The 335-nt window shown below is 46.3% G+C and carries 1 protein-coding gene and 1 pseudogene; both read right to left on the bottom strand.

Going from position 1 to position 335, the window contains the following annotated elements:
• Positions 1-198, bottom strand: a 198-nt coding sequence (locus tag AB4585_RS25120; RefSeq protein ID WP_372171476.1) for a TRAP transporter large permease subunit, incomplete at its 3' end; no start/stop codon positions are given.
• A 3-nt stretch (positions 199-201) separates the two neighbouring features.
• Positions 202-335, bottom strand: a pseudogene (locus AB4585_RS25115) (TRAP transporter small permease); the annotation flags it as partial.

Below are 335 nucleotides of genomic sequence, written 5' to 3'. Positions count from 1 at the left end.
TGCCAGAATGAAGAAGGGAATCGCCAGCAGCGTGTAGTGCCCTTCAAAGGCGTTAAACAAGGTTTGTGCAACTGACGCTAATGAGGCATCAGAGTGAATCATCAAAAATAGAATACTGGCTAATCCAAGCGACACGGCGATTGGCACGCCAATCAGCATGAACAGGATAACCATGACAAACAATCCCAAAACAGCCATCGTCTAATCTCCCTTTTCAGCGATGTTAGCGCTGTCATGTTTTAGTTGTTCTAGTTCTTCTTCGGCCTCATGGCCTGCAATTAAGCGATCCGTTTTTCCGGTAAAGATGCGCACTGCGGCTTGAACAAATCTAAAGG

The organism is Vibrio sp. 10N.222.49.C9 (assembly GCF_041474985.1).
Classification (GTDB): domain Bacteria; phylum Pseudomonadota; class Gammaproteobacteria; order Enterobacterales; family Vibrionaceae; genus Vibrio; species Vibrio crassostreae_C.
Note: the sequence above shows the minus strand (reverse complement) of the source record. Positions and strands in the feature narration are given on the sequence as shown.